31 protein-coding genes and 1 pseudogene are annotated in these 23,452 nt (G+C 35.2%); 22 read left to right on the top strand and 10 right to left on the bottom strand.

Annotation, left to right across the window (positions count from 1 at the left end; translation table 11 throughout):
* Nucleotides 1–3: 3 nt before the first annotated feature.
* The 3 genes from ACLKMH_RS15470 to ACLKMH_RS15460 all read right to left on the bottom strand — a co-directional run bounded on the left by ACLKMH_RS15470 (nucleotide 4) and on the right by ACLKMH_RS15460 (nucleotide 2,627).
* Complete coding sequence (locus ACLKMH_RS15470) at nucleotides 4–198, bottom strand: DUF2897 family protein (RefSeq protein WP_413698955.1); 195 nt, start codon at nucleotides 196–198, stop codon at nucleotides 4–6.
* A 355-nt stretch (nucleotides 199–553) separates the two neighbouring features.
* Nucleotides 554–1,657 carry a phosphoribosylaminoimidazolesuccinocarboxamide synthase gene (locus tag ACLKMH_RS15465; RefSeq protein WP_413698954.1) on the bottom strand — a complete coding sequence of 368 codons (1,104 nt, stop codon included), beginning with the start codon at nucleotides 1,655–1,657 and terminating at the stop codon, nucleotides 554–556.
* A 106-nt stretch (nucleotides 1,658–1,763) separates the two neighbouring features.
* A complete protein-coding gene (locus tag ACLKMH_RS15460) occupies nucleotides 1,764–2,627 on the bottom strand; it encodes a DUF3014 domain-containing protein (RefSeq protein ID WP_413698953.1) in 864 nt (287 codons plus the stop codon).
* A gap of 258 nt (nucleotides 2,628–2,885) precedes the next feature.
* On the opposite strand from ACLKMH_RS15460, the gene ACLKMH_RS15455 reads away from it, so the two are divergent.
* The 5 genes from ACLKMH_RS15455 (at nucleotide 2,886) to ACLKMH_RS15435 (ending at nucleotide 4,994) form a co-directional block, all read left to right on the top strand.
* Complete coding sequence (locus tag ACLKMH_RS15455; RefSeq protein ID WP_413698952.1) at nucleotides 2,886–3,206, top strand: hypothetical protein; 321 nt, start codon at nucleotides 2,886–2,888, stop codon at nucleotides 3,204–3,206.
* A 27-nt stretch (nucleotides 3,207–3,233) separates the two neighbouring features.
* Nucleotides 3,234–3,617 carry a VOC family protein gene (locus ACLKMH_RS15450; RefSeq protein WP_413698951.1) on the top strand — a complete coding sequence of 128 codons (384 nt, stop codon included), beginning with the start codon at nucleotides 3,234–3,236 and terminating at the stop codon, nucleotides 3,615–3,617.
* Between the two features lie 63 nt (nucleotides 3,618–3,680).
* Nucleotides 3,681–4,187 (top strand): hypothetical protein, encoded by a 507-nt coding sequence (locus tag ACLKMH_RS15445; protein WP_413698950.1) that lies wholly within the window; start codon nucleotides 3,681–3,683, stop codon nucleotides 4,185–4,187.
* Between the two features lie 25 nt (nucleotides 4,188–4,212).
* Nucleotides 4,213–4,533, top strand: coding sequence for a hypothetical protein (locus tag ACLKMH_RS15440; protein ID WP_413702365.1), 321 nt, complete (start codon nucleotides 4,213–4,215; stop codon nucleotides 4,531–4,533).
* Complete coding sequence (locus ACLKMH_RS15435) at nucleotides 4,530–4,994, top strand: Hsp70 family protein (RefSeq protein WP_413698949.1); 465 nt, start codon at nucleotides 4,530–4,532, stop codon at nucleotides 4,992–4,994. The genes ACLKMH_RS15440 and ACLKMH_RS15435 overlap by 4 nt, the downstream gene beginning before the upstream one ends.
* 22 nt (nucleotides 4,995–5,016) lie before the next feature.
* Here the strand turns inward: ACLKMH_RS15435 and ACLKMH_RS15430 are convergent, their stop codons facing one another.
* A complete protein-coding gene (locus ACLKMH_RS15430; protein WP_413698948.1) occupies nucleotides 5,017–5,337 on the bottom strand; it encodes a hypothetical protein in 321 nt (106 codons plus the stop codon).
* 172 nt (nucleotides 5,338–5,509) lie between these two features.
* Here ACLKMH_RS15430 and ACLKMH_RS15425 point away from each other — a divergent pair, with 172 nt between their 5' ends.
* The gene (locus ACLKMH_RS15425) at nucleotides 5,510–5,869 is read left to right on the top strand and encodes a hypothetical protein (protein WP_413698947.1); all 360 of its coding nucleotides are present in this window, start codon (nucleotides 5,510–5,512) and stop codon (nucleotides 5,867–5,869) included.
* Nucleotides 5,866–6,288, top strand: coding sequence for a hypothetical protein (locus ACLKMH_RS15420; protein ID WP_413698946.1), 423 nt, complete (start codon nucleotides 5,866–5,868; stop codon nucleotides 6,286–6,288). Before ACLKMH_RS15425 ends, ACLKMH_RS15420 begins: the two co-directional genes overlap by 4 nt.
* A gap of 7 nt (nucleotides 6,289–6,295) precedes the next feature.
* On the opposite strand, the gene ACLKMH_RS15415 is transcribed toward ACLKMH_RS15420, so the two are convergent.
* The 5 genes from ACLKMH_RS15415 to ACLKMH_RS15395 form a co-directional block, all read right to left on the bottom strand.
* A complete protein-coding gene (locus ACLKMH_RS15415) occupies nucleotides 6,296–6,952 on the bottom strand; it encodes a glutathione S-transferase (protein ID WP_413698945.1) in 657 nt (218 codons plus the stop codon).
* Nucleotides 6,953–6,997: 45 nt separating this feature from the next.
* Nucleotides 6,998–7,480, bottom strand: a complete 483-nt coding sequence (locus tag ACLKMH_RS15410; RefSeq protein ID WP_413698944.1) for a DUF389 domain-containing protein — start codon at nucleotides 7,478–7,480, stop codon at nucleotides 6,998–7,000.
* 4 nt (nucleotides 7,481–7,484) lie between these two features.
* A complete protein-coding gene (locus tag ACLKMH_RS15405; protein ID WP_413698943.1) occupies nucleotides 7,485–7,739 on the bottom strand; it encodes a DUF389 domain-containing protein in 255 nt (84 codons plus the stop codon).
* A gap of 151 nt (nucleotides 7,740–7,890) precedes the next feature.
* On the bottom strand, nucleotides 7,891–8,514 hold the full coding sequence (locus tag ACLKMH_RS15400) for a hypothetical protein (protein ID WP_413698942.1): 624 nt from the start codon (nucleotides 8,512–8,514) through the stop codon (nucleotides 7,891–7,893).
* Between the two features lie 134 nt (nucleotides 8,515–8,648).
* The gene (locus ACLKMH_RS15395) at nucleotides 8,649–8,858 is read right to left on the bottom strand and encodes a hypothetical protein (protein ID WP_413698941.1); all 210 of its coding nucleotides are present in this window, start codon (nucleotides 8,856–8,858) and stop codon (nucleotides 8,649–8,651) included.
* A 236-nt stretch (nucleotides 8,859–9,094) separates the two neighbouring features.
* On the opposite strand from ACLKMH_RS15395, the gene ACLKMH_RS15390 reads away from it, so the two are divergent.
* The 12 genes and pseudogenes from ACLKMH_RS15390 (at nucleotide 9,095) to ACLKMH_RS15335 (ending at nucleotide 20,055) form a co-directional block, all read left to right on the top strand.
* On the top strand, nucleotides 9,095–9,277 hold the full coding sequence (locus tag ACLKMH_RS15390) for an HAD family hydrolase (RefSeq protein WP_413698940.1): 183 nt from the start codon (nucleotides 9,095–9,097) through the stop codon (nucleotides 9,275–9,277).
* The gene (locus ACLKMH_RS15385; RefSeq protein WP_413698939.1) at nucleotides 9,210–9,902 is read left to right on the top strand and encodes a Cof-type HAD-IIB family hydrolase; all 693 of its coding nucleotides are present in this window, start codon (nucleotides 9,210–9,212) and stop codon (nucleotides 9,900–9,902) included. Before ACLKMH_RS15390 ends, ACLKMH_RS15385 begins: the two co-directional genes overlap by 68 nt.
* Before the next feature lie 201 nt (nucleotides 9,903–10,103).
* Nucleotides 10,104–11,173 (top strand): annotated as a pseudogene (locus ACLKMH_RS15380) (TRAP transporter substrate-binding protein).
* A gap of 337 nt (nucleotides 11,174–11,510) precedes the next feature.
* Nucleotides 11,511–12,536, top strand: coding sequence for a TRAP transporter substrate-binding protein (locus tag ACLKMH_RS15375; protein ID WP_413698938.1), 1,026 nt, complete (start codon nucleotides 11,511–11,513; stop codon nucleotides 12,534–12,536).
* Between the two features lie 82 nt (nucleotides 12,537–12,618).
* A complete protein-coding gene (locus tag ACLKMH_RS15370) occupies nucleotides 12,619–13,116 on the top strand; it encodes a TRAP transporter small permease subunit (protein ID WP_413698937.1) in 498 nt (165 codons plus the stop codon).
* Between the two features lie 18 nt (nucleotides 13,117–13,134).
* Nucleotides 13,135–14,427, top strand: a complete 1,293-nt coding sequence (locus tag ACLKMH_RS15365; protein ID WP_413698936.1) for a TRAP transporter large permease — start codon at nucleotides 13,135–13,137, stop codon at nucleotides 14,425–14,427.
* 188 nt (nucleotides 14,428–14,615) lie between these two features.
* Nucleotides 14,616–16,079, top strand: a complete 1,464-nt coding sequence (locus ACLKMH_RS15360) for a TldD/PmbA family protein (RefSeq protein WP_413698935.1) — start codon at nucleotides 14,616–14,618, stop codon at nucleotides 16,077–16,079.
* Between the two features lie 2 nt (nucleotides 16,080–16,081).
* On the top strand, nucleotides 16,082–17,515 hold the full coding sequence (locus ACLKMH_RS15355; RefSeq protein WP_413698934.1) for a metallopeptidase TldD-related protein: 1,434 nt from the start codon (nucleotides 16,082–16,084) through the stop codon (nucleotides 17,513–17,515).
* A gap of 31 nt (nucleotides 17,516–17,546) precedes the next feature.
* Entirely contained in the window at nucleotides 17,547–17,927 is a 381-nt protein-coding gene (locus ACLKMH_RS15350; RefSeq protein ID WP_413698933.1) for a MazG nucleotide pyrophosphohydrolase domain-containing protein, read from the top strand.
* Between the two features lies 1 nt (nucleotide 17,928).
* A complete protein-coding gene (locus ACLKMH_RS15345) occupies nucleotides 17,929–18,561 on the top strand; it encodes a Vat family streptogramin A O-acetyltransferase (RefSeq protein ID WP_413698932.1) in 633 nt (210 codons plus the stop codon).
* Nucleotides 18,562–18,580: 19 nt separating this feature from the next.
* A complete protein-coding gene (pyrF, locus tag ACLKMH_RS15340) occupies nucleotides 18,581–19,402 on the top strand; it encodes an orotidine-5'-phosphate decarboxylase (protein WP_413698931.1) in 822 nt (273 codons plus the stop codon).
* Nucleotides 19,403–19,443: 41 nt separating this feature from the next.
* On the top strand, nucleotides 19,444–20,055 hold the full coding sequence (locus tag ACLKMH_RS15335) for a MarC family protein (RefSeq protein WP_413698930.1): 612 nt from the start codon (nucleotides 19,444–19,446) through the stop codon (nucleotides 20,053–20,055).
* 52 nt (nucleotides 20,056–20,107) lie between these two features.
* Here the strand turns inward: ACLKMH_RS15335 and ACLKMH_RS15330 are convergent, their stop codons facing one another.
* Nucleotides 20,108–21,637, bottom strand: coding sequence for a GNAT family N-acetyltransferase (locus ACLKMH_RS15330; RefSeq protein ID WP_413698929.1), 1,530 nt, complete (start codon nucleotides 21,635–21,637; stop codon nucleotides 20,108–20,110).
* Between the two features lie 217 nt (nucleotides 21,638–21,854).
* On the opposite strand from ACLKMH_RS15330, the gene ACLKMH_RS15325 reads away from it, so the two are divergent.
* From ACLKMH_RS15325 to ACLKMH_RS15315, 3 genes are all read left to right on the top strand, one after another.
* Nucleotides 21,855–22,100 (top strand): hypothetical protein, encoded by a 246-nt coding sequence (locus ACLKMH_RS15325; protein ID WP_413698928.1) that lies wholly within the window; start codon nucleotides 21,855–21,857, stop codon nucleotides 22,098–22,100.
* A gap of 441 nt (nucleotides 22,101–22,541) precedes the next feature.
* Entirely contained in the window at nucleotides 22,542–22,844 is a 303-nt protein-coding gene (locus tag ACLKMH_RS15320) for a hypothetical protein (RefSeq protein ID WP_413698927.1), read from the top strand.
* 189 nt (nucleotides 22,845–23,033) lie between these two features.
* On the top strand, nucleotides 23,034–23,414 hold the full coding sequence (locus ACLKMH_RS15315) for a hypothetical protein (protein ID WP_413698926.1): 381 nt from the start codon (nucleotides 23,034–23,036) through the stop codon (nucleotides 23,412–23,414).
* Nucleotides 23,415–23,452 lie beyond the last annotated feature (38 nt).

The raw sequence follows: 23,452 nt of genomic DNA, 5'->3' as shown, positions 1-23,452 counted from the left end.
TGATTACTTATCTGTTGGCTTTTTATTTTGTTGCTCATTTTGCCTTTCAAGTTCCTCTTCTTTCTTTCTTCTTTCTGCTACTTTCTTTATAACATCTTCTGGAATTTTCATTTTAGCGGTTTGTTTAAGTAGCAGTAGGTTACTTACAATAATGCCGAGTACTAATAAAATAATAAAAAATACTGTCCAACCACTCATCATTATTCCTTTGTCGTTTCAGTTTTTAGGCAAAAAAAGCAGAAACTGAATTCTGCTTTATATACCCGTTACAATCAAGATGCTTTGTTCAGTCGCTAGCTCGGATAGCAAGGCAAGGCGCAACATGATGACAATGGCTAGCCCTTATCGAATGTTGTAACGATGAATTGCTTTTCGAGCTAGCGACCCATAGAGCAAGTTTTGAAGCAAGTATCTTCGTTGTTAGAAAGTTTTGATTGAACCAGTTAGATCTTCAACTTTCTGCCTAGAATCTACTCACTTCACAACTTGCTGAACTTTGCATCTTGAATGGTAACGGGTATATTTATTCTTTTGTAACTTGAATTAATTATTATTAATCAATTAAGCCGTATTGATCACGAAGAATTTCAATTATTTCAGCTTTTGGATTTTCGCTTAATTCAATTTTCTCGCCAATAATTTTTTCTGCAATACCTGTATAGGTTTCAGAAATTTTCATTAGTACTTCTTCAGGTAACGCATTGTCTTTTGCTAATGCTTGACGCTCTTCCATACGATCTTTATTTAATAAAATATCTGGATCTGGGAAATGTTTTAGTAATAATTGACGGAAATCTTCCTTAGAGTTTTCAATAATTTTTCCTTCTCTAAAGGTCGCGCCATCCCAAATACGAGATGAATCAGGTGTACCTACTTCATCCATGTAAATCAGTTTTTCTTTACCTGCTTTATCGAAAACATATCCAAACTCAAACTTAGTATCTACAAAAATTTGATCAATTTTAGCCAGCTCAGCACTGATCATATCAAAACCTTCTTTTAATAATTTCTCATAAAAGTTAATGTCGTCAGTGTTTGTAAAGTTAAATGCTTCAAAGTTATCTTCGATATTTTTACGTGTTATATTCACATCGTCTACAGCTGGGACACCTGGGATATTTTCTAAAATACCTTTAGTAGATGGAGTAATAAGTAATTCTGGTAGCTTTTGATTATTTGATAAACCTTCTGCGATATTTATACCACAAAATTCACGCTCACCTTTTGCGTAAGAGCGCCACATAGAACCGGTAATATATTGACGAGCAATCGCTTCGATCATAACTGGTTTTGCTTTTTGAACAATCCAAACAAATGGGTGTGGGATATCCAAAATATGACTATCAGCTAAGCCTTGCTCTTTAAATAATTTAAACCAATGATTTGAAATAGCATTCAGAGCCGCACCTTTACCTGGAACACCATTCATTCCACCTTCACCATGCCAAATACAATCAAAAGCTGAAATACGGTCACTGATCACCATAATTGCAAGTGGAGCATCGGTCGCCACATCATAATTCTTTTCTTCAATAAGGCGTTTACTGTCTTCTGCTGTTAACCAATAAACGGATCTAACTTTACCACTATGTACCGGCTTATCAGTACGAATTGGAAGATCGTTATTAACGGCTAATACTTTGTTGGCAAGACTCATAGAAATTTCCTTGTTCTTCATCAAATAGAATTAATAAGCGCGCATATTAACAGATAAGTAATGACTTATCATGTCAATAATGCACAGAAAAATTAACGAAACAGGATTATAAGCGCTGTAGTTCGTTTTGAATTTCGCGGAGTTTAAATTTAATGGTTTGTAAGTTATCAGGGCCCATTCTTAGCATGAGTTTTTGTGTGTCAGGAAGATCTTCGAGACTTTGGTCTGCATATTGATACATGACAGATGGAGAGGTTAATTCTATTTTATAACGTATAACGGGTGTGTCTAATAAATGTTCGATGGCTTTAATGAAGGTTTGGTTAAAACTACCTGAAGGGTAGCCGATGTCTTGATATGCTTCGTCAATTAAAGGGCTTAATAATGCATATAAATACATAAAGTTGCTGGTATCAATATCGTCAATTGCCTGTGCATACTTGTCGTATCGATGATAACTTTCATCGTTCATCAATAAAACATTGTCTTCTTTCGCGACAGAAAATTGTTCTTCTGGTTTTTGAAGGGGACTAAATTTACTGACTAATTCTCCTCGTGCAAAATTATCAATAAACACTACAATGTTTCGAATAATGTCTAAGGAAACAAATAAAGATTTATTATCAGCAATGCTTGGGTTTTCTAGAATAAAATCATCAGAAGTGTTTAATGCAGGTAAGGTGGGTTGATCCTCTTGGCTAGTCGCAATTTCTTGTAAAGCGACTAATTGAGCACGACGAATTTCTTCTTCACTTTGAGGAGGCTGTTGTTGTTCTGATGTTTCAATAAATGTTTGAGGATTTTGCGGTAAAATTTCTTCACTGCTAATAGTTACAATATCTGATTCTTTAGGTGTTAACAAATAAGAGTTGATATAGGGAGTCATGCTGGTCGCTATCAATAACCCACCAAGAATTAAGATTGTTACTTTTAATGGTTTGTTACTACTTTTTTGTGCCAGACATATCATCTTACCTGAAAAAATTTTAATGAGATTGAAATTTATTGTGCCAAAATATGACCAATAACACCAGTATCTACAACATAAAATGTTATCTTAATTAGTTGTTTTATAATTAAAATATTTAACCTTATAATTACTATTCCTTTGGTATTCGCATAATTTTAAGAGATACTTGGGCGTCTGTACCTTAAATATAAATTTATCAGCCGTTATAAAACTGTTTTATAACGGCTGTTTTTTGATAATTAATAATAAGAGAGAACAATGAAAGCGTCTTTAAAAAATTTATCTGACAATATAGCCAAGGCTAATGATCAGTTTTACGAAAGAAATAGTAAAATTGATACGGTTATTGGCATTATGGACAAAATTTTGCGCCAACAGGGCATGCAAGCAGATGCCGTGAGTATCGAGTGTATTCCTTTGAACAAAAAGATTATATTTTTAATGCATGATGACAAACCTTTGCAAGTTGATATTGCACTGGGTAATAGGGAAGGTGACATAGTTGAATCTTCACAGTGTTTATTAAATGAATTAACAGTTGAAAAAATTGTTGCTTATATGAGTGATTATTTTAAATAATGGTTATTTATAACCAAGGGAGGTTAAGTGTTAAAAGGTATTCATCATGTTGCAATCATTTGTTCTGATTATGAAAAATCAAAACATTTCTATACAAACATTTTAAATCTGGAGATTATTGCTGAAAACTATCGGCAACAAAGAGACTCTTATAAACTCGATTTAAGATTACCTGATGGTAGCCAAATTGAACTTTTTTCCTTTGTTGATCGGCCTCCCAGACCAAGTTATCCAGAAGCCCTTGGATTAAGGCACTTGGCTTTTAGTGTTGATTGTGTTGCCAGCATGTCTGACTATTTGATTTCTCAAAATATTGAAGTTGAAGAAATTAGAGTCGATGAATATACCAATAGGAAGTTTACTTTTTTTAATGACCCTGATGGTTTACCTTTAGAGATTTACGAAAACTAATTTGTTATTGATAAATCAATTCATGTAAAATCTGCTTCCATTTTTTATAATTGTGGAGGTGTAATGACATCTGACTATATAGGTATTGATTTCGGTACCAGTAATTGTGCCGTTGCGACTTGGATTAAAGGTAAACCGACACTAATTACTGTTGATGAAAATAGTAACAACCCATATAAGATCCGTTCTGCTATTTATCTAACCAATGATCAATCTGGTGCCGTTAGCAACAACGCACAAAGCAATCAAAAAACGTTAAATGATATGCTAAATTCTGGTGAAATTCTTTTTGGTGAAGAAGGCTTTAATGCTTTTTTATTAACACCAGAGGAAGGGCGATATGTTAATAGTCCTAAAAATTTCTTAGGTGCAAAAATCCCGAAACGACTGTTAGATAATTTTGAAACTTTAGTGGTGCGCTTTCTTACTTATTTAAAACAATGTGCTGAGAAGCAAATGGGATTAAGTATTGAAAAAACAGTGATAGCAAGACCAGTTAATTACCATTCCACTATGGGAGAGTTAGGTAATCAGCAAGCTGAATCATTAATGCTACGGGTCAGCCAATAAAGCTGGTTTTACTGAAGTTGAGTTTATTCACGAACCTCTGGCCGCGGCTTATCATTTTGAACAACAAGTTAGCAAAGAGACTGACTCTTTAATTGTTGATCTAGGCGGTGGTACTTCAGATGTTACTTTTTGCCAGTTAAGTAAAGATAAAGCCAACAACCTTGATAGAAGCGCCGATATTTATGCCACAAAGGGGATTCGTCAGGGAGGAATTGTCAGCGATAAAGATTTAGCTAATGGCATTATTTCACCTTTATTCGGTCGCGGTGGTCGCACCAGTGATGGCAGAGCAATTCCTAATATGCTTTTTTTGGCGTATATGCTATTGATAACATACCTGAAATGAGTGACTTTTATTCTGAAAAACGCGCTAAAGCAATCTCTGATTACATTTTTGCTAGTGAAGATCCTATTCCACTAATGCGTTTAAAGCGTGTTCAGCAAAGAAAATTAACCCATCAAATGATGCATGCGATTGAAATGACTAAAATCGATTTAAGTGAGAAACTGCAAGCAGATCTTGCTCTTCCTTTTATTGAAACATCCTTAAACATAACATTACAACGTGAGCAGATTGCACAAACTATGAGTAATTGGTTAGAAAAAATGTTTGTAATGATTGATGATGCAATTAAAGAAGCCGGTAAAGATCCAAAAATAATTTACCTAACAGGTGGAATGGGTTTATCACCCTTGGTTCAAGAGGCTATTAAAGCACATTACCCTAACGTCGAAATTAACGTTGCAGATGCATTTAGTTCGGTTGTTTTTGGTGCATTATTAAAAGCTAAACGTTTGTATTCATAAACCTTAACTTTACTGATGATTTTTATATTTGGGTAAAGCAAATTAAAAGAAATAGTGCGAAAATAACTGTACTAATTAGTTTATTATCTATTTCTTTACCTTTTTTAACCCAATACTTTTTATCGCCGGCTGGACTTTGTTTTATTACAAGTCGTTGGCCATTGGCTTGCGAGTCATGACATATAAAACCATCAGGACAAAAGATAAGTTGCATGCTATTTGCAGGAACACCTTTCTTTAACATATGTTGTATAAAGTTTTTGGCTCGATGAAATCCTTGTTCAGTAAATGATTGGCCGTATGCAAGAGAATATTGAACGTCTTTGTAATGATAGATTTTCATATTGAAACCGAAAAAATATTTGCCTGTAAATTTATTAACCACTTAAAAGTAAAATTCTACTATAAAAAATCATTAAAACAATATTCCACAAATGAAATTTTAGTTATATTTCATCCTGTTAAGTCAATTAATGATTATTTTAAACGTTCTTTAAACAATAATTAGGCCTATTATGAAAACACCAATAAAAGTCGCATTTTTGTCTGCATTTACCTTTCCAGGAGCAGGACATTTTTTTCTAAAAAAGTATATTCCAGGTATTTTATTGGTTTTAATCTATATCCTAATTTTAGCCTTTTTATTGAAAGATTTAATGGCGGTGATGGAACCTTTAATGGTACAAATAGAAGCGGGTAATTTACCTTTGGCAATTGCATCAATGAAAGAGATATTCTTGAATCAATCTTTGTTTGCCAATGAAAATACATCAAGTGTCATTCCCTATGCTATTGGCTTACTTTGGTTGATTTCTGTGATAGATGCTTATCGTTTAGGGCTTATTGAAGATACAAATATAGAGGATCAAAAATGAAAGCATTGTTTTTATTTAGCTTATTAACATCAAGCGTTTTGGCCGACCAAGTTAAAAACGACACATTTTCCACTTCACTTGATTTTGCCCAGGTTGAATTTGTTGAAGCAAAACAATCTTCCGATAAAACTTGGTGTTTTAATACACGGGTGCGACATCAAGATGAAGGATGGGAGCATTATGCCAATGTTTGGAAAATTCATGATTTAAATGATCAGCAATTAGGGGAAAGAGTGTTATTGCATCCTCACGACACAGAACAACCTTTTACTCGTAGCTTGTGTCAGGTTGTTATTCCTGAAAATATATCTAAGGTTGTTGTCAGCGCAGAATGTAATTTACATGGTGATGGTGGGCAAGTTGTCGTGCTAGATTTAACCACCTCGAAGGGGCTTAATTATACTGTTAAGCATTATTAACAGTCTTTTACTTTCCAAAGTAAATGTCTTTTTTGTTTTCTAACCATAACTCATGATTAGCCATTACTTTGGTAAACGTTGGCCCTTGTAAATAAAACGCAAGCCATTGGCGTAATTTAGGGTAAGGGCTATTGCGATACCATTGACGTTCCACACGTGAAAATTTACGTAAAAAAGGAAATAGCGCGATATCTAAAAGGCTTTCTTTTTCGGAGTATAAAAAGGCATGGCTGGTTAACTTTTCCTCTAATGATTGAAGCGTTTTTTGACACACTTCTCTACATTCATCAAGGTTATCTTCATGATAGCGTTTTGCACAACAATAAGCCTCAAGGGCTGGAATAAAGTTTTCTTCAAAGTGTTTTATCAGAGCAATCATTTGACTCTTTGCATCTGCATTGTATTGATGAGTTAAATCTTGTGGGTCCTGTTGAGCAAAGGCCCAGAGCATGATGTCTAAGCTTTCTTCTATAATATTATAATTCTCTACGACCAAAACAGGCACGCTACCCTTCGGCGAGGCAATAAGCATTTCAGGCGGTTTATTGTTGAGTTTAACGGCTCTAATTAATACTCTTTGTTGTGCTTTGAACAATGCAAAACGAGCCCGTATCGCATAGGGGCAGTTTTGCAATGAATAAAGAATTGGCAAATTTTGTTGCATATTAAAACCCTTAAAACGTTAGAGCACAGTTTTCACTGTGCTTTTTTATCTACGAATAATAACTTGAGCTTCCATTATCACGTCGCGTTGAAGTCGCATTTCAATGTTTTCTTTAATATTATCTAAATCCAAATTAGTTAATGCGGTTGGTGTAATTAATTGGATCGACAATTCTAAGGGTCGCAGAGCATGAGCTTGAACTTGCCTTATTGTTACCTGATCAATTGTTTTACCCTCTAACTGTTGCATGATTGAAGCTTCATCAGATAAGCGCATAAAACTAAAAGCAAGGGGGACACTGACAATGATCACTGCAATTGAAGCAATAGATATACCTTTTTTAGCCCGTGTGAAAGGCGCAAACCCAAGCGTTAAAAAGGTTAATGCGCCAGCTAAGACAATGCCCGCTAAGTTGGTTAAAAATAATAATAATGCTCCCCAGGCAACATGTATATCTAACCAACCCAAACCAATACCTGTCACAGCTAAAGGAGGTACAAGTGCAACAGCGATTGCAACACCAGCCATACTTTTAGCGGCTTCTATACGGGCATGAGCATAGGCTCGCCGCAATCCCAGAAAGTACTGCTACGGCTAAATCCAGTAAACTAGGACTTAAACGGGCCGCAATTTCAGGTGTGACTGTCTCCATCGGCATTATAAAACTAGCCACTGAAGCAAAGCCAAGGGATAAAAAACAACCTGTCATTAATGTTTTAGTACTGTTCATTAATAAGTTACTGTCTTGCCGTGCAATTGCCATTGCTAAAGAAATAATAGGGGCCATTAGTGGAGCTAGTATCATTGCGCCGATAATAACCGGGGCTGAGTTGGCGAATAGGCCGACACTTACGAGTAACGTTGATAACACCATTAAGGTTAGGTAAGCAGGAGAGGTTGTCGCATTCTCACGTAATAATTGATAAAGATCCTTAAACTCATCGGTTGCGGCGATGAGTAATAAAAGGGAGCTCTTTACTAATCATTTCTTTAATTGCTTCACCCGTTGGCAAGCGTGTGATTTTACGTTGTTCTTTATGGCTCGGTGATGTTGGGAAAATAGGTAGTGCTTCACTGGCTAACAGTTTTAAAACACGTGATTCAGTGGCCAAATTGAGTTGTTCAGTTTGATAATGTTGACCATCTAATTTGTAATTTAAAGTATTGCCATTTTTCACCGTAAAGGATTTAGTTTTTAATAACCCTAAAAAATTTGGACGACTTACTATTCGATGTATTGGCGCACAAAGAAAGAATCGAAATATTTCCATTACACTTCGAGGTGCCATGATCATGGCATGACACATTCCATCGTTGATATGTGTATCGGGTAAAATATTACGTGATAATGTTGATCCATGTGCATGTTCTACAACTACTAGTCCAATGGCAGCTGTGCTAAAACTACTATCATTTCCAGTAGTGAAGGTCATTTTTTGTGGACGGATGGCGTGCATATTCTTGATGTTTGCAAAGGCTACCAGTATACGTTCTCGCCAATTTAGACTTTTAGCGGTGGGGACCAAATTAAAGCTTTCACCCAGTACGACAGTGCTTAACACAACTTGACCGTTACAGCGTAAAACATCAACGTTTCTAGGCTTTGCTGTTTCTACTGCAACAATCGCTTTTTTTAAATTGCTTTCAATGCAAAAACCACGGTTTGTGTAACGAGAATACTGGTTTGGTAAAATAGCTAATAACCATCCCCCTGAACGGTCGCTTCGATAATCGCAGGGGCATGCTTATCAGAAATAAAAGCATAAACACGACTGCCTTCATTAAATTGAGCTGGGGCATCTAGATCCCATTCTTTTGGTAATACCTTTTGTGAAAATAAAGGTAATACGCGCTCGCTTATTTCATCTTTGGTTTCGATATCAAAAAGCAAAAAACTATCAGACATATTTTATTCTCTATGTTTAATTAAATTTTATTTACATAAAAATAACATGATTATGATCACATTTTACCTGATACTCTAAAATTTAACATTAATATATAAGAGTAGAGAAATTTTAGAAAATAAACACACTATTTGAAATGTTAAAAGGATAGATTTAATTTAAATACTATCGCTTATTATAAAACTCTATAAACTCTGTTTGATAAACTTCTTAAATACTTAATAGGTTGTAAATTATGATAAAACTCATCGCCTTAGATATGGATGGCACGCTTTTAAATGATCAGAAATGTATTTCTAAAGGTAACTTTCAAGCAATACAAGCAGACGAAAAACGCGGGTATCAAAGTAGTGCTAGCCTCCGGAAGACCACTTCAAGGTTTATTACCTCATTTACAAAACCTAGGTTTAACCAGTAATGATGATTTTGTTGTTTCCTATAACGGTTCATTAGTGCAACGTGTCGGTAATGGTGAAGTCATTCATCAAACAAGCCTTAAAGGTTCTGATGCGAAGGCTATTTTACCGATTTCTAAACAGTTAGGTGTTCATATCCATGCTTTCTCTGTTAAACAAGGCCTTATTACTCATCAACATAACCCCTGGACAGATCGTGAAGCTGAAATTAATGGTATTACTGCAACGGAAATAGACTTTAATTCCTTAGATGATGAAGAAGATATTATAAAAGTTATGTTGGTTGCTGAAGAAAACGATTTAACCGTCGCGATCAGTCAGCTTCCAAAGCATTTAAAAGAACAATATACAGTGGTAAGAAGTGCGACTATTTTCTTGGAATGCTTACACCCAAACAGTAATAAAGGAATTGCGATAGAAAAACTAAGTAAATTGCTAAATATTGATGCTCAGGAAGTCATGTGTATGGGAGATGCTGAAAATGATCACGCTATGCTCAAGTTTGCCGGTATAGCTGTTGCAATGGAAAATGCTGATCCTGAAACAAAAGCGTTAGCGAATTATATCACTAAAACCAATAGCGAAGATGGTGTTGGTATTGCAATACAAGAAAAGGCACTCAAGTAAAAGTATCAAATCATTAAAATATTAAGACATATATATTATTGGTTTAGTTATTAATCGAATCGCTAATTATTATCGTTATAAATTAGCAGGGATAGTGATCTCTGCTATAGCAAAGTATAAGTTAGATTGTTAACATTCCGTCAACAAATTTAGTAACTAATAAATTCTCATTTTTTATAAATCTTTCATGGAGTTGATTGAATGTTAAAGTCGATATTTCGTAATACCTTAATAGTAGTCGCAATTGCTACTGTCAGCACAAGCGCATTAGCGACTGAAAAAGTTTACCGTTTAAAGTTAGCGCAAACCTGGGGGACTGGTACGCCGATTCTTGGTGAAGCGGTAGAAAATATGGTTAAGATGGCAGATGAAATGTCAAACGGTCGTCTTAAGATAAGAATCGATAGCGCCAATAAGCATAAAGCGCCTTTTGGTGTTTTTGATATGGTTAAATCTGGGCAATACGATCTTGGCCATTCAGCAAGTTATTATTTCAAAGGTAAAGTGCCTAATACCATGTATTTCACGACTATGCCTTTTGGTATGACTGCGATGGAACATTATTCTTGGTTCCAACATGGTGGTGGACAAGAATTGATGGATGAAGTTTATGGTGCTCATAACCTATTAACATTCCCTGGTGGTAATACTGGTGTACAAATGGGGGATGGTTCCGTAAAGAAATCAACTCAGTAGAAGACTTACAAAATCTTAAAATGCGTATTCCTGGATTTGCTGGCGAAATACTTGCAAAACTTGGTGCAACACCCGTTAACATTCCACCAGGAGAGCTTTACACAGCCTTAGAAAGAAATACCATAGATGCACTTGAGTGGGTTGGACCTGCTTTAGATATTCGCATGGGGTTTCATAAAATAGCGCCGATTTATTACATGGGATGGCATGAGCCGGGGGCTGAGTCTATGTTTATGGCTAATAAAAAGAAATTTGAAAATTTACCTGCTGACTTACAAGCAATATTAGAAGCTTCAATGCGTAAAGTCGCTTATGATATGTCTGTTCATTCTTACGCAGAAAACGCAAAGAGTTGGGAAGCTATGAAAGCAGAGTTTCCTGACATTCAAGTTAAGGCGTTTCCACCTAGTGTTATTCAAGCGATGAAAAAAGTAAATCAAGAGTTACTGGATGAAAATGCGACTAAAGATGAGTTAGCCGCTAGAATCATCAAATCTCAACGCGATTATTTGAAAACGGTACGTGTTTGGACGGATATTTCTGAGTATGGCTATTTAGAAAGCATCAAAGATTAAACTTCTTTAGTGTATTGTTTAATAAATCCCCAATTTAATTCATTTAAATTGGGGATTTTTTTGCTAGTTGATTTTATATTTCCCCAAGTAAATGCTCTTTTATCATTCCTTTTATAAATTACTAAACTCTTCTTTTTGCTGTGATCAAGTTATCAGCTTTGTTAAATAGTCTCATGATAGTGATCTATGCAACTGAAAAGCCTTAAACAGATTGTTAACATCGGCGCAACATTGAGATTACTTTAATTACAAGTAGTTAAAATGTTACCTCAAATAATTCAAGGAGTTGATAGAATGTTGAAGTCTATATACCGTAATACAATTTTAGCTGTAACGATTGCGATACGCAAGTTCAAGCGCTTTTGCTGCAGACAAAGTGTATCGATTAAAATTGGCTGAAACTTGGGGACCTAATTTCCCAATTTTTGGTGACTCAGTAAAAAACATGGTGCAAATGGCCGAAGAAATGTCTAATGGACGATTAAAAATTCGTGTCGACTCCGCAAATAAACATAAGGCTCCCTTTGGTGTTTTTGACATGGTGAAGTCAGGCCAATACGACATGGGGCATTCTGCTAGTTATTATTATAAAGGTAAGGTACCTAATACCCTTTATTTTACAACAATGCCTTTTGGTATGACTGCAATGGAACAACATGCTTGGTTTCAATACGGCGGTGGACAAGATTTAATGGATCAAGTTTATGGCGATCATAATCTTGTGGCATTTCCAGGTGGTAATACAGGTGTTCAAATGGGTGGTTGGTTCCGTAAAGAAATCAATTCTGTTGAAGATTTAAAAAATCTTAAAATGCGTATTCCTGGATTTGCTGGTGAAGTGCTAGCTAAGCTAGGTGCAACTCCGGTTAATATTCCACCTGGCGAGCTTTATACTTCTTTAGAAAGAAACACTATTGATGCATTAGAGTGGGTTGGTCCTTCACTTGATTTACGTATGGGGTTTCATAAGATTGCTCCAATCTATTACATGGGGTGGCATGAACCAGCAACAGAGCTGATGTTTATTGTTAATAAAAAGAAACTTGAGGGCATGCCTGAAGATTTACAAGCAATCTTAAAAGTAGCAATGCGAAAAGTCGCTTATGATATGTATGTACAATCCTATGCAGAAAGCGCTAAAAACTGGGAAATTATGAAAACAGAATTCCCTAATATTCAAGTAAAAACTTTTCCTCCTATGGTTATTCAAGCGATACAAAAGGCAAACGATGACATCCTAAAGGATAAAGTCGCTGAAGATGAAATGGTCGCTAAAATTATCAAATCACAACAAGATTATCTAAAATTAGTACGTGTTTGGACTGATATTTCAGAATATGGATATCTAGAAAGTGTAAAATAGATTAAAATAAATGGAATTGGGCTACTTTTTGTAGCCCTTTCTTATTTAAACTACCCCAAAAATCCCCAAAGAGTTATTTATTATGGAAAGTCTTCAAAGAGGTCTCGATAGGTTATCTGATATATTTGGCAAAATATCTACAGCGCTAATGATATTGCTTTTAATAAATGTATTTTATGATGTTATTGCCCGTTATTTTTTCAAATCCAGTTCGATTGGTATGCAGGAACTAGAATGGCACCTATTTGCTTCTATGTTTCTTATTGGTATTGCTTATACGATTAAAGAAGAAGGGCATGTTAGGGTTGATGTACTTTATGAAAAATTTAGTGCAGTAAAAAAAGCCTGGGTAAATGTATTCGGCTGTGTTTTCTTTTTACTTCCTTTTGCTGGCTTAATTATTTGGTTTGGATATGGATTTGCTTACGAAGCCTATGATTTAGGTGAAACAAGTGGTGACCCAGGAGGCCTATCGCATCGTTGGATTATTAAATCTATGATACCTATATCAGCCATTATGCTTGCATTGAGTGGTCTTGGTTTTTTAGTTAAAAATATTATTTGCATTCGTAAAGCATAGGATTAAAAGGATTTTATAATGATTGGTATTATCATGTTTATTGTTGCACTACTGCTGTTGTTGACTGGGTTTCCAGTGGCATTTATATTTGGTGGTGTTGCACTCGTCTTTGGAATCTTTGCTGAAGGCATAGATTTATTTGCTTTTATGCCATATCGCATAATGAGCATCATGGAAAACTCAGTCATGATGGCTGTACCTATGTTTATTTTCATGGGTAATGTATTACAAAAAACACGCCTTGCAGAACAGTTATTAGAAGCTATGGGTGAGCTATTTGGTAATATTCGTGGTGGTGTTGCCGTATCAACTATTTTAGTGGGGACATTACTTGCCGCTTCAACAGGCGTAGTAGGCGCGTCGGTTGTTGCAATGGGCGTTATCTCATTGCCAGTTATGCTTAAATATAACTATGATAAAAAATTAGCAACAGGTGTTATTTGTGCTTCTGGCACCCTAGGGCAAATAATACCACCTTCTATTATATTGATTATACTTGGCGATGTAATGGGTGTTCCCGTAGGAGATTTATTTAAAGCCGCGCTTATGCCTGGTGCGATGTTGGTTGGTTTATTTATATTATATGTATTAGTGTATGCATTCCTTAAACCAGGAGCGAGACCTGCCTTACCGAAATCAGAAGCGCCTGGACATGGCCGTCTTCCTTGTTTGAAAGCTCTAAAAGCGATTGTTCCACCATTGATGTTAATCGTTGCAGTACTGGGGTCAATTTTTTATGGTATTGCTACACCGACAGAGTCTTCTGCAATTGGTGGTGTTGGTGCAATCTTATTGTCAATTATTTATGGTCAATTTTCTTGGAAAATTATTTGGGAAGCGACTTCTGACACAGTAAAAGTGACAGCGATGGTTTTTGCTATTTTTGTTGGTGCAACTGCATTTTCAATGGTCTTTTCTTATACCGGTGGTGAAGAAATCATTGAAGATTTAATGTTAAGTCTTCCTGGTGAAAAATGGGGCTTTTTGATTATTTCAATGTTGGTGATTTTGGTATTAGGTTTCTTCATCGATTTTGTTGAAATATCATTTATCGTTGTGCCTTTATTGTACCCAATTGCTGAAATTTTGGGCATTGACCTTACTTGGTTTGCAATCCTAATTGCAATGAATTTACAAACTTCATTCTTAACACCTCCCTTTGGGTTTAGTTTGTTTTATTTAAAAGGAGTTGCACCACCTGAAGTTAAAACTATGGATATTTATAAAGGTGTTATTCCCTTTATTTTATTACAAATGCTAGTGCTCGGTTCAATACTTATATTTCCTGAGTTCTATGGATTTTCACTTTAGCGTTTAAGCCTCTCTTTATAAATCCCCAATCTTGTCAAAGGTTGGGGATTTTTTTACTCTTGATTTCTATTTCAATCCTTTTGATGTGTTACGCTATGTCTTTAATCACGTTATAACTCTTTGATTAAAGACATAGCCTATGAAAATCATTAGCAGTCTGATCCAATATTATTTACAGGTGAAATATCATGTTAGAAAAAGCACGTAAAGTGATCTCATACCTTAAAAAGCAGGGCGTTGAATATGCAGATATTCGACTTCATGAGTTAGATGAAGAGGAAAGCATTTCAACTTTAAATGGTGATATTGAAGATTATCAACTTAATAATAAACAGGGTTATGGCATTAGAGTACTTATGAACGGTGCTTGGGGATTTTCTTCAAGTGAAATTATGACGTTAGAAGCAATGAAATCAACGGGCGATACTGCTATTGAAAAAGCACAATCTGCTAGTGCTTTTATTAAACAACCCATCATACTTGCTAAAAAAGAAACCATTATTGACTCTTATTACTCTCCCTGTGAAATAGATCCCTTTACTATTTCAGCAGAAGAAAAAATTACACGCTTATTAACCTTAGATAAACAACTGCAACATGAGAAATTTGAATATTCAGGTGTGCATTGTCATTTTTATAAACGTCATATTTTGTATGTGGACAGTGATGGAAGCGAAATTACGCGTCATCTTATGGAAATAGACGCAGGCTTCTTTGCTGATGCGCTAGATAAAGATGGTCATAAACAACGTCGTAGTTTTAATATGCCACAGAATACTGAGGGCACTACAGGATGGGAAAATATCATAAATGATCAACAGTTTGATCATACTTTACGTATTAGAGATGAGTTATTAGGCTTATTAGATGCACCGCTTTGTGAAAAAGAGGTCTGTGATGTGATTTTGTTGCCTGAAATGATGGCATTACAAACTCATGAAACCATAGGGCATGCTTTAGAATTAGACCGCATATTAGGTTATGAGCTTTCCTATGCTGGTGGATCTCACGTTGAATTGGCTGATTTTGGTAACTTGCAGTTTGGCAGTAATAAACTCAATGCTCGGGCTGATGGTACGCTAGCTAATTCACCCGGTTCTATTGGTTTTGACGATGATGGGGTTAAAGCACGAAATGTTACGCTAATTGAAAACGGACAATTACAGGATGCAATTACTTCCCGCCAAATGATTATGGAAGCTAATGCAAAAGCCGGTAGACAGATTTTTGATTTATCGGGAGCTACCTGTCGTTCACAAAATTATAGTAATTTACCGATTGAACGTATGAACAATATTAATGTTGATTTTGGTTGTGATGGTTCGCTAGAAAAGATTATCGCCAGTACAGAAAATGGATTATTAATGGAAACACCACGTTCTTGGTCAATCGGTTCTAATCGTGAAAACTTTCATTTCGCCACGGAAATTGCCTGGAAAATAAAAGATGGACAAATTCAACATATGGTTCGAAATGCGACATATCGAGGAGATAGTCTGCCTTTTTGGCGCTCATTAGATAAAGTAGGCGATCAAAGCACATGGGAATTACAGCCCGTATTTCATTGTGGTAAAGGGCAACCCAATCAAATTATGAGATTAGCACATGGTGTTCCAGCCTGTCGCTTTAGCCAGGTTCAAGTAGGAGAATAATCATGTCATCAAATATTGATACAAGTATCAGTTTAAAAATGAAACAGGTAAAAAAGCTTTTACAAAATCTTAATCAATTTATGCAGGAACAGGATATAACTGGCACTGTTACCTATAAACATGAAGACTCACACATGGTACGTTGTGGCCGTAGTCAAATATCCTTGAATGTATCAGAGCAGGGAGAAAAGTATTTCATTGCTTTGCAGAAAGGTAAACGCAAGATAGAAGGCAGTACAACAGCACAACTTGATGAAATTGATAAGCTTAAAAGCTTTGTATTATCTCTGCAAGAGAAACTCCAGTTTATGCCTGAAGTAAATCATAGTGGGCCGTTAGAACCCATAGCAGAGGCTGAAGTTGGTGAGAAGTTAGATATTAGTAAAGTAGATCCTTCGATACTTAATATTGAATCCGCGATTATGGTTGATTTATTTAAACAGGTTGAAAACAGTTTTTCTGATCAAAATGTAGAGATATCTGGCGCCTTTTCTGCGGGTATACAAAGTTATGCGATTATTAACACCTTAGTAGAACAAGCAATCACATATCAAGGCAGTGATTACAATATCGAGTTAGTGGTACAACTACTCGATCATAATAAGAAAGAGTTACGTGTTTCTGATGTTGGTTGTTCATTGCAACAGTTTGAAAGTACGACATTAATAAATCATTTGAAAAAAATGTTTCTGTTAAAAACAAAACTAGTCCAACAGGATATTAAATCAGGTGAATACGATGTTGTGTTTTATGCCGATGCGTTTGCAGAACTAACCAATTATATGGCTTATTTGACGCTACAGGGTGAAACCTTTGAATATGGTATGGGCATGCTACAAAAAGGCAAACATCAATTGGGAGATAAAATCTTTGCAGAAGATTTAACGATCATCGATGATCCTGCTGATGAATCACTGCTGTTTAATCGTCCTATTGGCCAAAATGGTATAAAACGTAATCGCTTTCCTTTAATTACTAAGGGCGTTTTAGCTAATATGTTTTACAGTGCTAAGGAGGATTGTGATCGTTTCAACGTGCAGGTAAATAATGATGTAAATGTTGCAGGGCTTAAAGTGTTAACTGGTGACGGACCTGAGAATTTTGATGAGATGGTGAAAACGTGTATCAAGCCGACTTTATTTATTTCTTATATTCATTACATGAATTTTACCAATCCAGCTAAGGGTGAATTTACTGGTAGCAGTCGTTTTGGTACATTTTTGATTGAAAATGGAAAAATTGCTTCGCAATTAAAAAACCAACGAATTAACGATTCATATCATAACATATTCAATAATATTGAATGGTTATCAAGCACTTTAACACACATTAATACTTCTAATACTTACGATATGCGTAATGCGACTAGTATCGCCTGTCCGCAGTTTGTTAAAGTTAATAATGTGAACATAACTGGTTCAAGTCAATCAGCTTAAAGTTGATTTTTTAACCGATAACGAGGTTTAAATGAAAGCATTTGATATATTACTCGATATTGCCAAACGTAAGGCCGAGTTTGATAAAGATAATAGTTGGTCAAATGGTTCAACGACTTATCTGGCAGAAATTAAGAAAGAAGTCGATGAAGTGATAGAAGAAATCCCTAAATCTCGTTTGTGTTATTTGGAGGATGAGTTGGGTGACATTCTTTGGGATTATCTTAATATTTTAACTGCGTTACAACAGGAGAAGGGCATTGAGCCCGAAGCGGTTTTAAAAAGAGCCTGTCAAAAATATGAACAAAGAGTATCTGGTATTGAAGCTGGTCAAGCTTGGTCTGATATAAAAATTATTCAAAAACAATTACTCGAAACAGAACATCAATGTCAAATTGAAAAAGGAGTGTAATATGTTTGGACCAGATCCGGATAATAAAGAGCCCATGCAAGGATTTCCTCAGGTGGGTTATTTAAAAAATTTTATTAAAAATGAAAATATCATTGTGGGTGATTATACCTATTATGATGATCCGGACGGTCCTGAAAATTTTGAAAAAAATGTACTTTATCATTTTCCCTTTATTGGCGATAAATTAATCATTGGAAAGTTTTGCGCTATTGCAAAAAATGTCACTTTTATTATGAATGGCGCAAACCATAAAACCACCGGCTTTTCTACTTATCCCTTTCAGATATTTGCCAATGGCTGGGAAACAGCTATGCCAAAGGAAGGGGAGTTACCCTACAAGGGGGATACTGAAATCGGCCACGATGTGTGGATTGGTTATGATGTTACTATTATGCCGGGTGTTAAAATTGGCCATGGTGCAATCATTGCGAGTAAGGCCGTTGTTACCAAAGATGTTTCTGCATATAGCATTGTTGCCGGAAATCCTGCCAAAGCAATTAAAAAAAGGTTTGAACAAGTTGTGATTAATGAACTAATCGATATAGCTTGGTGGGAGTGGCCTGCAGAAAAAATAACAAATAATTTAAAAGCCATAGTTGAATGTGATTTATCAGCACTTCAAAATATTAAATGAACATTAATAAGGAATTCAAATGAGCTTCATCGAAAAATTAAATCACATTTGGCAAAAAAATGACTCTTTAGTCTGTGTCGGTTTAGATCCTGATATTAAACGTTTTCCTAATTGTTTGCTTGATGTTCCCGATGCGATTTTTAAATTTAATAAAGCAATTATTGATGCGACACATGATTTAGTTTGTGCTTATAAACCGCAGGTTGCATATTTTGCGACTGAATCAGCAGAGGATCAACTTGAAAAAACGATTCAATATATTAAAAAACAATACCCACATATTCCCATTATTTTAGATTCAAAACGCGGTGATATAGGAAGTACCGCAGAAAAATATGCATTGGAAGCTTTTGACCGTTTTCAAGCAGATGCGGTAACTATCAATCCTTATATGGGGTTTGATTCCGCTGAACCTTTTCTAAAATACAAAGATAAAGGAATTATTTTGCTCTGTCGCACTTCAAACTCAGGTGCTAATGATTTACAGGATTTGATTGTTGATGGTAAACCTTTGTATCAAAAAGTGGCTTCATTAGTCAGTAATACCTGGAATAGCAATAACAACTGTTTACTTGTCCTTGGTGCGACATGGCCATCTCAAATGTCTGAAGTTCGTTCTATAGTAGGTGATATTCCCTTTTTAGTACCTGGTGTGGGTGCACAAGGTGGTGATATTGCTTCGCTAGTAGAAGCAGGCCAAACGGCCAATGGCACAGGGTTAATCATTAGTTCATCTCGGGCTGTGCTTTATGCAAGTGCACATAATGATTTTGCGATTAAAGCAAGAGAGGTTGTCAGTAAACTTCGTTTAGACATTAATATGTATCGAAAAACAACTTAATTAGTCACATACAAACAGGTGTAAACCTAGGAATAAACAAAATGATAGATTATTTAGCCGTATTTATTACCTTTTTTGCCGTTATCGATCCTATCGGTACTGTGCCGGTTTTTATTGCGGTAACTAAAAGTTACGATCAAAAAACTAAACGTCGCATTGCTTTATTAGCCACAGTGGTTGTCGCCTTTGTATTATTATTCTTTGTTATCATCGGCGAAATTATTTTGCAGGCTTTATCGATTCCACTTTCTGCTTTTCAAATATCGGGTGGTATTGTTTTATTTTTATTCGCTTTAAATATGATTTTTGGAGACAGTAAACCAGAGGAAGAAATTAAAAGCTTACAAGTTAGCCATAAAGATACGGCTATATTCCCACTTGCAGTTCCTTCGATTGCGAGCCCAGGTGCGATGCTTGGCGCAGTACTTCTCACCAAAAACTCTGTGTTCTCTATTCTTGAGCAATTACAAACGGCGATGGTGATGCTTTCGGTGTTGCTGGTTGTTTATTTATTAATGCTATTGTCTGGACTGATTAGCAAATTTATAGGTACAAGTGGGGCAAGTGTGATCAGTCGAGTTATGGGGATCCTTCTTTCTGCCATTGCGACAACAAATATTCTAACGGGCTTGAGTGATTATTATCACGCATAATCAATAACTAAAAGCTCTCTTCGAAAATTAAGAGAGCTTTATTTTTTAGTTTTTATTGTCGCTTATCGATGATTTTTAAAGAATATAAATCATGACGACGATCTTTCATGGTATGCACGCTACCGTGGTTATGTAACGCTTTTAGTAAATCTAAATTAACATCCATAATTAAACTCATTTCAGAGTTTGGAGTTGCTTCAGCTTTTATGCCTGTGGTTGGAAATGCAAAATCAGAGGGGGTAAATAAAGCTGATTGTGCATACTGAATATCCATGTGATTTACGTTTGCTAGATTACCTACTGCTCCGGCAATCGCGACGTAGCATTCATTTTCAATTGCACGTGCCATTGCACAATGACGAACACGTGTATAACCATTTTGCGTATCGGTTAAGAAAGGAACAAATAGAATATTCATACCTTGGTCTGCGAGTAAACGCGCATACTCAGGAAATTCCACATCATAACAAATCATAATGCCAATTTTGCCACAATCAGTATCAAAGACTTTGATTTTATCGCCACCTGTCATGATCCAATTTTTCTTTTCCGCAGGAGTCATGTGAATTTTATCGTATTGTTCCCAGGTACCATCTCGGCGATATAGGAAACCAGAATTATATAACTTGCCATCTTGCATGTTAGGCATACTGCCGGTAATAATATTAATGTTATATTGAATAGCAAATTCTATAAACTTATCACGAATGGCTGTAGTGAAGTCTGCTAATTTACGAACGGTTTCTGGAATGCTTAGGTGATTGAACTGTGCCATTAACGGCGCATTAAAGAGCTCTGGAAACAGGATAAAGTCACTTTTGTAATCGGAGACAGCGTCTACGAAAAATTCCATTTGGGCAAATAATTCATCTAGGTTCGCCATTGAGCGCATTTGCCATTGAACAAGACCAAGACGCACTTCTGATTTAGGCGCATTAATCAATTTAACAGAGCGTGTATAATAAATATTTGGCCACTCAAGTAAAGTAGCATACTCCATTGATTCTACATCACCTGTTAAGTAGTTTTTAAGCAGTTTACGCACGAAAAATTCATTTGCTAATTGGAAGCTTAATACCGGATCGTAAATTTCTTTTTGTTTAACTTTATCAATGTATTCTTTGGCCGTTAATTGCTCAGCATATTTCGAATAATTAGGCATACGACCACCTGCAATAATTGATCGCAGGTTTAAGTTTTCACATAATTCTTTACGAACCGCGTACAAACGTCGAGCTAATCTTAAGCCTCTGTAGTCAGGATGAATAAAAACTTCAATACCATATAACACATCACCGTCGGGATCGTGATTAGTAAAAGCCATTTTTGATGTGATTTCATCGTAGGTATGTTCATCACCAAATGAGGCATAATCAATGATTAATGAGAAGGCACATCCAACCACTTTTCCATCAACACAGACACAAACTTGTCCATCAGGGAAGCGGCTTAATAATGCATCAAGTGTTTTATCGTCCCATGAGTTTAATTTATCTATTTGATATACATCGGCACATGCTTGTTGCAACTCTATCATATCTTTTTTGGTTAGATGTCTGACTTCAACATGGTTGGCTTCCATAAATTTTCCTTAAACTATTTATAGCCGTTATCATTCAAGACTTTACTTGTTTGCAAAAGGGCTTATTTTGATGATTTAATCACAATGATTGTTTACCTTTGCTTTATACATTGAAGTGAAAGGTTTTACATTATTAATAATTCATTTATGCTTAAAAATGTTTGAAAAATTAACTGTATAAACAGAACCTTTATTTATTTTTTAAGTGAGTATATTTGTGAACAAAGTCATTGGAATACTTTTTGCCATTACCTGTTTCGCAACTTCGACTTTATCAGCAAACATGTTAGGTATCGGTATGTGGTTTTGGGTCATTTTAATAGTGGGGGCATTTGTTGCAATTAGCCAATTTTTCCCAGTGTTGAGAGGAGCAGGCTCTGGAATTGCATTGTTAATGAGTGGCATATCACTATTAGCGGTTTTATTTGGGTTGTTAGTACGCCACGATTGGTGGCTCCTTTAGAATGGATGATAACTCGGCATTATTACTACTGTTATTTTTTATTATCAGCGTTTTTGGATTATCATTAGCGATTATGTTTAAAAAATCAATGAGACAAAAAACATTTTAAAGTAATTTTATGCTTGGGCTTTGTTATTTGGGCGTGTTAAATATTAAGGTTCTAAAAAGTCCTATTACAGGTATTAAAACAGGATTAGAAAGAAGATAATTTTTGTTGATGCCGAAAACCAGTTTTTACACAAACAATTAATGAATTAATAAAACATAAAAAAATCAGCAAACCAGTAAGAGTCGGAAAACTGGGGGCAGACTAAAGTCGCTAACTGATTTAAATGCTGAATCAATAAATTAAAATAGTCACCGTTGCATTCACAGAAAGCTTTGTGTATTTTGTATGATTAAATAAACCTTTAGCTCAGCTAATTTTTGAAAGAGAAAAATATGGAATTTTTAATCTTACTGTTTGTATTAATTTGTATCTTGTTGATTGTTAAACGCTTAATGATCAAAAAAACGGCTAAAGTGCACGCTTACATGATGTTAATCGAAAACAGTAAAAAGGACGGTAAGGATATAAGCAAAACAAAAGTTATTAATTCGTTAAATAGTCAGGTTGAAGATTTGTTTAAAAATGATTTCGAAACCTTTAAAAAGCTTGGAATTGAATATTTTGATACTTTAAAAGATCCTAATGAAGCAAAAAAACTTGTTGTTTTAGCGCGTTCTTATGGGTGGAATGGATAATTAAAGCTTTCGTTTAACGCCTACTTGCCATTAAAACCTATCACTATTTGAGCAAGAGAAGCTTTCTTTTGCTCAAATAGAAATATCTTAATTAATACAATTTTAATTTTGATATATCTATATAATTCATCATACCCAATTTAAAACCGCGCTATAATGATTATTTCAAATCATAGTATTAGGATTACGATGTTAGTTTCTCCCTTCAATAAAATGAAAAAACGTATTATTACTATTTTGTCGTTTCTTTTGATCGTAGCCTTTATTGTCATTAGTTACACAAGTTATATTGTTGCTCATAATTCACTTAGTTATCAACTTTCACATAATACGCTTCCCTTAACAGGCGATAATATTTATTCGGAAATTCAGCGTGATTTACTTAGACCTATTTTTGTCTCGTCTTTGATGGCGCAGGATACCTTTGTTCGTAATTGGGTTATTGAAGGCGAAAAAAAACCTGAGTTAATCGTTGATTATTTAAGTGAAATTCAAAAAAGCTATGGGGCAGAAACAAGTTTTTTGTTTCTGAAAATACCGCTAAATATTATCATTCTACGGGTATTTTAAAAGTAATTAGTGAGAATGATGAACAAGATAATTGGTAT

This window comes from Psychromonas sp. KJ10-10 (assembly GCF_047323245.1).
In the GTDB taxonomy this organism is placed as follows: Bacteria; Pseudomonadota; Gammaproteobacteria; order Enterobacterales; family Psychromonadaceae; genus Psychromonas.
The sequence above is the reverse complement of the archived record's forward strand: the minus strand, read 5'-3'. Positions and strand labels throughout refer to the sequence as shown.

Bases quoted from the DNA above. Each gene is read 5' to 3' on its own strand.
- ACLKMH_RS15470 (WP_413698955.1), bottom strand. From the start codon at position 198: ATGAGTGGTTGGACAGTATTTTTTATTATTTTATTAGTACTCGGCATT.
- ACLKMH_RS15330 (WP_413698929.1), bottom strand. From the start codon at position 21,637: ATGGAAGCCAACCATGTTGAAGTCAGACATCTAACCAAAAAAGATATG.
- ACLKMH_RS15435 (WP_413698949.1), top strand. From the start codon at position 4,530: ATGAGTGACTTTTATTCTGAAAAACGCGCTAAAGCAATCTCTGATTAC.
- ACLKMH_RS15405 (WP_413698943.1), bottom strand. From the start codon at position 7,739: ATGGCCCCTATTATTTCTTTAGCAATGGCAATTGCACGGCAAGACAGT.
- ACLKMH_RS15355 (WP_413698934.1), top strand. From the start codon at position 16,082: ATGTCATCAAATATTGATACAAGTATCAGTTTAAAAATGAAACAGGTA.
- ACLKMH_RS15465 (WP_413698954.1), bottom strand. From the start codon at position 1,657: ATGAGTCTTGCCAACAAAGTATTAGCCGTTAATAACGATCTTCCAATT.
- ACLKMH_RS15420 (WP_413698946.1), top strand. From the start codon at position 5,866: ATGAAAGCATTGTTTTTATTTAGCTTATTAACATCAAGCGTTTTGGCC.
- ACLKMH_RS15335 (WP_413698930.1), top strand. From the start codon at position 19,444: ATGATAGATTATTTAGCCGTATTTATTACCTTTTTTGCCGTTATCGAT.
- ACLKMH_RS15395 (WP_413698941.1), bottom strand. From the start codon at position 8,858: ATGTCTGATAGTTTTTTGCTTTTTGATATCGAAACCAAAGATGAAATA.
- ACLKMH_RS15315 (WP_413698926.1), top strand. From the start codon at position 23,034: ATGTTAGTTTCTCCCTTCAATAAAATGAAAAAACGTATTATTACTATT.
- ACLKMH_RS15410 (WP_413698944.1), bottom strand. From the start codon at position 7,480: ATGGCTGGTGTTGCAATCGCTGTTGCACTTGTACCTCCTTTAGCTGTG.
- ACLKMH_RS15425 (WP_413698947.1), top strand. From the start codon at position 5,510: ATGAAAACACCAATAAAAGTCGCATTTTTGTCTGCATTTACCTTTCCA.
- ACLKMH_RS15390 (WP_413698940.1), top strand. From the start codon at position 9,095: ATGATAAAACTCATCGCCTTAGATATGGATGGCACGCTTTTAAATGAT.
- ACLKMH_RS15360 (WP_413698935.1), top strand. From the start codon at position 14,616: ATGTTAGAAAAAGCACGTAAAGTGATCTCATACCTTAAAAAGCAGGGC.
- ACLKMH_RS15370 (WP_413698937.1), top strand. From the start codon at position 12,619: ATGGAAAGTCTTCAAAGAGGTCTCGATAGGTTATCTGATATATTTGGC.
- ACLKMH_RS15350 (WP_413698933.1), top strand. From the start codon at position 17,547: ATGAAAGCATTTGATATATTACTCGATATTGCCAAACGTAAGGCCGAG.
- pyrF (WP_413698931.1), top strand. From the start codon at position 18,581: ATGAGCTTCATCGAAAAATTAAATCACATTTGGCAAAAAAATGACTCT.
- ACLKMH_RS15445 (WP_413698950.1), top strand. From the start codon at position 3,681: ATGACATCTGACTATATAGGTATTGATTTCGGTACCAGTAATTGTGCC.
- ACLKMH_RS15415 (WP_413698945.1), bottom strand. From the start codon at position 6,952: ATGCAACAAAATTTGCCAATTCTTTATTCATTGCAAAACTGCCCCTAT.
- ACLKMH_RS15320 (WP_413698927.1), top strand. From the start codon at position 22,542: ATGGAATTTTTAATCTTACTGTTTGTATTAATTTGTATCTTGTTGATT.
- ACLKMH_RS15345 (WP_413698932.1), top strand. From the start codon at position 17,929: ATGTTTGGACCAGATCCGGATAATAAAGAGCCCATGCAAGGATTTCCT.
- ACLKMH_RS15365 (WP_413698936.1), top strand. From the start codon at position 13,135: ATGATTGGTATTATCATGTTTATTGTTGCACTACTGCTGTTGTTGACT.
- ACLKMH_RS15460 (WP_413698953.1), bottom strand. From the start codon at position 2,627: ATGATATGTCTGGCACAAAAAAGTAGTAACAAACCATTAAAAGTAACA.
- ACLKMH_RS15430 (WP_413698948.1), bottom strand. From the start codon at position 5,337: ATGAAAATCTATCATTACAAAGACGTTCAATATTCTCTTGCATACGGC.
- ACLKMH_RS15455 (WP_413698952.1), top strand. From the start codon at position 2,886: ATGAAAGCGTCTTTAAAAAATTTATCTGACAATATAGCCAAGGCTAAT.